The 6,393-nt window shown below is 68.1% G+C and carries 3 protein-coding genes; 2 read left to right on the plus strand and 1 reads right to left on the minus strand.

The annotated features are described in order from the left end of the window. Nucleotides 1–825: ShlB/FhaC/HecB family hemolysin secretion/activation protein (locus SZ55_RS06905; protein WP_442963693.1), on the minus strand; the 825-nt coding region annotated here is incomplete at its 3' end. Between the two features lie 428 nt (nt 826–1,253). On the opposite strand from SZ55_RS06905, the gene SZ55_RS06910 reads away from it, so the two are divergent. Both SZ55_RS06910 and mscK read left to right on the plus strand, forming a co-directional pair. Next, nucleotides 1,254–3,002 carry a potassium/proton antiporter gene (locus SZ55_RS06910; protein ID WP_044403423.1) on the plus strand — a complete coding sequence of 583 codons (1,749 nt, stop codon included), beginning with the start codon at nt 1,254–1,256 and terminating at the stop codon, nt 3,000–3,002. A 130-nt stretch (nt 3,003–3,132) separates the two neighbouring features. Then, the coding region (gene mscK / locus SZ55_RS06915; protein ID WP_044403425.1) for a mechanosensitive channel MscK at nt 3,133–6,393 on the plus strand (3,261 nt) is incomplete at its 3' end.

Consider the following 6,393-nt stretch of genomic DNA (forward strand, 5'->3'; position numbering starts at 1 on the left):
GGAGTGGCGCCAGCGGTCGCTGACGGCGTCGCCGCCGGCGCGCAGGCTGAGCTGGTCAGCCAGGCCCAGGGGGCTGTCCCATTCCAGGCTGGCGCCCCACTGCTGTTCGCCGGTGCTGCGCTGGCCGTCGTTGTGGCGGTTGAAGCCGACCCGCCAGGGTTTGCCGGGCTCGCCCTTGAGCTGGACGCGGCTGCCGCCCACGTCGCTGCCGGGCACCAGTTCCAGTTCGGCGGGGCGCGAGGGCAGGCGGTTGATCTGCTCCACCAGTTGCTCCAGTTCCCGCAGGTTCAGCGGCTCGCCGGTCTGCGCCGGGGAGGCCAGGGCCAGTTCGCGGTCGCTGGCGATCGCCGAGCCTTCCACGCCCTCCAGGCGGCCTTCGACGACGATGACGTCCAGTTCGCCGTCGGCCAGGTCCTGCTGCGGCAGGTAGGCGCGGGAGGTGACGTAGCCGCGGTCGATGTAGTGCTGGGTGATGGCCTTGAGCAGGTCGTTGAGGCGGCCGCTGTCCAGGCACTGGTGTTCGAAGGGCTTGAGCAGTTCGCGCTGGCGCACCTCGCTGATCAGGTGCACGCCCTGCAGGCGGATGCGCTGGATGTCGAAGCACGGGCCCTGTGCCTGGGGCTGGCTGGGGGCCACCGGTTCGGCACGGCCGGGCAGTTGCTGCAGTTCCTGCAGGCGCTTGCGCTGCTCTTCCAGCAGCCGCTCCTGGCGGTCGCGGATCAGGTCGCGGTCACCGGGGGACGGCACCACGGGATCGGCGGCAAAGACTTGGAAAACAGGAAACAACAGCAGGCAGAAGCCGAGTGCAAACGGCTGCATGCGCATGACGACCTTCCTTGGATAGTGGCATCTCGATATCGGCGCACGAATTCTAAGAAGTGCAGGGCGCCACACAACGGCCACACGACCAGTTGCACACCTTCCTGTCAGAACTGTGACCCAGGTAAAAGAACCCTCGCCAAGCTGGAACCACCGTCCCAGAAGCCTTGAGATCGCCTGCGCAGCAACCGACAGCGAGGGGAAGAACGTCCCCCGCCCTACGGAACCCACTCATCCGCCACACGGCCCAACACGCCGACCAGCAAGTCGAAAACGTCCCCGCGCCCGTCAGACCCGTTCCAAAAAACCTGTGGATCATGGCCAAACTGTGCTTGCGGGCCGTTGCGGTCGGCAGGTTAGAATCCGGCTGGCATGCACGCTGCATGCACCTTTCCGCCCCGCCCTCGTACCCCCTTTGCAGGAGTTCCGCCAACGTGGATGCAACCACCATCAACAGCCTGTTCCTGATCGGCGCGTTGCTGGTGGGCATGAGCATCCTCGTCAGTGCGTTCGGCTCGCGCTTCGGCATCCCGATCCTGGTGATCTTCCTGGTGGTCGGCATGCTTGCCGGCAACGACGGGCCCGGCGGCATCGTCTTCAACAACTACCCCCAGGCCTACCTGGTGGGGAACCTGGCCCTGGCCGTGATCCTGCTGGACGGCGGCCTGCGAACCCGCGTCGCGACCTTCCGCGTGGCCCTCTGGCCGTCACTGTCCCTGGCCACGATCGGGGTGCTGATCACCGCCGGCCTGACCGGCGTGGCCGCCGCCTGGCTGTTCAACCTGAGCCTGCTGGAGGGCTTGCTGATCGGCGCCATCGTCGGCTCCACCGATGCCGCAGCGGTGTTCAGCCTGCTGGGCGGGCGCGGGCTCAACGAGCGGGTCAGCGCCACCCTGGAGATCGAGTCCGGCAGCAACGACCCGATGGCGGTGTTCCTGACCATCACCCTGATCGAGATGCTCAGCAGCGGCGAGACCGGCTTCAGCTGGAGCTTCCCCGTGCACATCGCCCAGCAGTTCGGCCTGGGCGCCCTGCTGGGGCTGGGCGGCGGCTGGCTGATGCTGCAGCTGATCAACCGCCTGACCCTCGCCAACGGCCTCTACCCCTTGCTGGTGGTCGCCGGTGGCCTGCTGGTCTTCGCCGTCACCAACGCCGTGGGCGGCAGCGGCATCCTCGCCGTGTACCTGTTCGGCCTGTTCCTCGGCAACCGCCCGATCCGCTCGCGCCACGGCATCCTGCACATGCTCGACGGCCTGACCTGGCTGGCGCAGATCGGCATGTTCCTGGTGCTGGGCCTGCTGGTCACCCCCCATGACCTGCTGCCCATCATCGTCCCGGCGCTGGGCCTGGCGCTGTGGATGATCCTCGTCGCCCGCCCGCTGTCGGTGGCGGTGGGGCTGATTCCCTTCCGCGCGTTCCACAACCGCGAGAAGGCCTTCATCGCCTGGGTCGGCCTGCGCGGCGCGGTGCCCATCATCCTCGCGGTGTTCCCGCTGATGGCCGGCCTGCCCAACGCCCAGCTGTTCTTCAACGTCGCCTTCTTCATCGTCCTGGTGTCGCTGGTGCTGCAGGGCACCAGCCTGCCCTGGGCCGCCAAGCTGCTGCGGGTGACGGTACCGCCGGAGCCGGCGCCCATCTCCCGCGCCGGGCTGGAGGTGCACCCCACCAGCGAGTGGGAGCTGTTCGTCTACCGCCTGGGTGCCGAGAAGTGGTGCATCGGCGCCGCCCTGCGCGAATTGAAGATGCCCGAAGGCACCCGCATCGCCGCCCTGTTCCGTGGCACCGAGCTGCTGCACCCCTCCGGCTCCACCGTGCTGGAAGCGGGCGACATCCTCTGCGTGGTCGGCCACGAACAGGACCTGCCCGGCCTCGGCAAACTGTTCAGCCAAGCGCCCCAGCGCGGCCTGGACCTGCGCTTCTTCGGCGACTTCGTCCTCGAAGGCGACGCCCAGCTGTCCGCCGTGGCCGCGCTCTACGGCCTGCGCCTGGACGACATCGACGGCAGCCAGCCCCTGGGCCGCTTCATCGCCCACGAGATCGGCGGCGAGCCGGTGGTGGGCGACCAGGTGGAGTGGAACGGCCTGACCTGGACCGTCGCCCTGATGGAAGGGAACAAGGTGCGCAAGGTCGGCGTCAGATTCCCCGAAGGTCACGCCCGCCCCGGACCGGGCCTGTTCCTCTGATCACGACGATTGCAGCTAAGCTGCTGCCGGCAGCAGCGACCTGATCAACGCCGCGTGACCGGGCACCACAACCGGCCCGCCACGCTGGCATAAGATTCACCGCAACCAACCAGAGCCGCCCCACGCGACCATGCCCTCCCTGCGCCCCTTACTCACTGCCGCCCTGCTCAGCCTCTGCCTGCTCGGCCCCGGCGCCCACGCCGCCGCCCCGCCCAGCAGCTCCGAAGTCCAGCAGAGCCTCGATACCCTCGCCGACCGCAAGCTGCCGGAGGCCGAGCAGAAGGCCCTCAAGGCCATCCTCGAACAGACCCTCACCCTGCTGGAGAACCAGGCCGACAGCGAAAAGCGCCTGGCCGACCTCAAGCGCCAGCTGGCCGAGGCCCCCCGGCAGATCAGCGACGCCCAGCGCGAACTGGCCCGCCTCAAGGCCACCCGCCAGGTACCGGTGAGCGAACGCTACGCCAAGTCCAGCCTTGCCCAACTGGAGCAGGTGCTCAGCCAGCGCAGCACCCAGCTCTCCGACGGGCAGAAGCAGCTGGCCGAAGCCAACAGCCTGATCATCACCGCCCAGACCCGCCCCGAGCGCGCCCAGGCCGAGATCAGCAGCAACCAGGCCCGCACCCAGCAGCTCAACGCCCTGCTCAAGGTCGGCAAGGACGCCGGCAAGCCCATCAGCGAAGAGCTGCGCGACCAGTACAACGCCGAACTGGCCGCCCTCGAAGCCCAGACCCAGCTGCGCCGCCAGGAACTGGCCGGCAACAGCCTGCTGCAGGACCTGGGCAACAGCCGCCGCGACCTGATGGTGGAACGCACCCACCGCCTGGAGCAGGAAAGCCAGGACCTGCAGTCGCTGATCAACGTCAAGCGCCGGGAAAGCTCCGAGCAGACCGTCGCCGAACTCTCCCGCGAGGCCCAGAAGGCCACACCCGACAGCCTGCTGGCCGCCGAGAGCGCCACCAACCTCAAGCTCTCCGACTACCTGCTGCGCTCCACCGACCGCCTCAACGAACTGACCCAGCAGAACCTGCAGACCCGCCAGCAACTGGACACCCTCAGCCAGGCCGACCAGGCCCTGGAAGAGCAGATCAGCGTGCTCAAGGGCAGCCTGCTGCTGTCCAAGATCCTCTACCAGCAGAAGCAGGCCCTGCCGCACCTGCGCCTGGACGCCAACCTCGCCGACGAGATCGCCGACATCCGCCTCTACCAGTTCGAACTGGGCCAGCAGCGCGACAAGATGGGCAACCCGCAGGACTACGTCGACAACCTGCTAGCCCGCCAGCCGCCTGAACAGGTCACCCCGGACCTGCGCGAAACCCTGCTGGACCTGGCCACCACCCGGGTCGAACTGTTCGACCGCCTGGGCCGCGAGCTCAATGCCCTGCTCAACGAATCCATCACCCTGCAGCTCAACCAGAAGCAGCTCGCCACCACCGCCCAGGCCCTGCGCAACACCCTCGAAGAGCAGATGTTCTGGATCCCCAGCAACAAACCGCTGGACCTGGCCTGGCTCAAGGGCGCCCCGCAGCACCTGAAGACCCAGCTCGCCGAACTGCCCTGGGGCGAAGGCGTCACCGAACTCTGGGAAGGCCTGGTGGACCGCCCCTGGCTGTTCATCCCCCTGCTGCTGCTGATCGGCGCCCTGCTCTGGCGGCGCGGCTGGCTGTACAGCAAGCTCAACGACCTGCACCACGACATCGGCCACTACAAGCGCGACAGCCAGATGCACACGCCCCTGGCGCTGCTGCTCAACGTGCTGCTGGCGCTGCCGGTGACCCTGTTCCTCGCCCTCTGCGGCCTGGCCCTGCACATCGACGCCCGTGGCCAGAACGCCACCCTCGGCTCCGCCCTGCTGGAGATGGCCCTGGCCTGGCTGGTGTTCTACACCCTGTACCGCATCCTCGCCCCGGGCGGCGTCGCCGAGTTGCACTTCCGCTGGCCGCGCCCCCAGGTGGCGCTGCTGAGCAAGCAGATCCGCCGCCTCGGCGTGGTGGTCATGGCCCTGGTGGCCGTGGTGACCGTCGCCGAGCACCAGCCCCAGGCCCTGGCCGACGACGTCATCGGCATCATCGTCGTGCTCACCTGCTACGCCCTGATGGCCCTGGTGCTGAGCAACCTGCTGCTGGCCGAACCGATGCGCGAGCAGACCTCGCCCTTCCGCCTGCTGATCGGCATCGCCTTCACCCTGCTGCCCCTGGCCTTCATGGTCGCCGTGGGTTTCGGCTACTACTACACCTCGCTCAAGCTCACCGACCGGCTGATCAACACCCTCTACCTGCTGATCCTCGCCCTGCTGATCGAAGCCGCCTTCGTCCGCGGCCTGGCCGTGGCCGCCCGCCGCCTGGCCTACGCCCGCGCCCTGGCCAAGCGCCAGGCGCAGACCAAGGAGAACGCCGAAGGCGAGGAAGTCGCGGTGGAAGAGCCGGTGCTGGACATCGAACAGGTCAACCAGCAGTCCCTGCGGCTGATCCGTCTGGCGCTGCTGGGCGGCTTCATCGCCTGCATGTACCTGGTCTGGGCCGACCTCATCACCGTGTTCGCCTACCTCGACCAGATCACCCTCTACCAGTACGGCGCCGGCACCGGCGACGCCGCCACCCAGGTGCCCATCAGCCTGCTGGACATGCTCGGCGCGCTGATCATCGCCGGCATCACCGTCGTGCTCGCACGCAACCTGCCGGGCCTGCTGGAAGTGCTGGTGCTCTCGCGCATGAAGCTCGCCCAGGGCAGCGCCTACGCCACCACCACGCTGCTCTCCTACGCCATCGCCGGGCTCGGCTTCGTCAGCGCGCTGTCCACCCTCGGGGTCAGCTGGGACAAGCTGCAATGGCTGGTGGCCGCCCTCTCCGTGGGCATCGGCTTCGGCATGCAGGCGATCTTCGCCAACTTCATCTCCGGCCTCATCCTGCTGTTCGAGCGCCCCGTGCGCATCGGCGACCTGGTGACCATCGGCACCGTCACCGGCACCGTGAACCGGATCCGCATCCGCGCCACCCACATCACCGACAGCGACCGCAAGGAAGTGATCGTCCCCAACCAGACCTTCCTCACCAGCCAGCTGATCAACTGGACGCTGACCGACACCGTCACCCGCATCGTGCTGATCTACAACGTCAACCGTGGCGCCGACCTGGAACTGGTGCGCAAGCTGCTGCTGCAGGCCACCCAGGAGAACAGCCGCGTGCTGCGCGACCCGGCCCCCAGCGTGCAGCTCAAGACCTACGGCGCCACCGCCCTGGAGCACGAGCTGAAGGTGTACGTGCGCGAACTGGGCGACCGGGGCCTGGCCACCGACGAACTCAACCGACGCATCGACCAGCTGTTCCAGGAGCACGGCATCAACATCTCCTCGGTGCCGAAGATGGACGTCACCCTCAGCCGCAAGCTCCCGCCC

Origin of the sequence: Pseudomonas sp. FeS53a (assembly GCF_000931385.1) — a bacterium.
Taxonomy (GTDB): domain Bacteria; phylum Pseudomonadota; class Gammaproteobacteria; order Pseudomonadales; family Pseudomonadaceae; genus Metapseudomonas; species Metapseudomonas otitidis.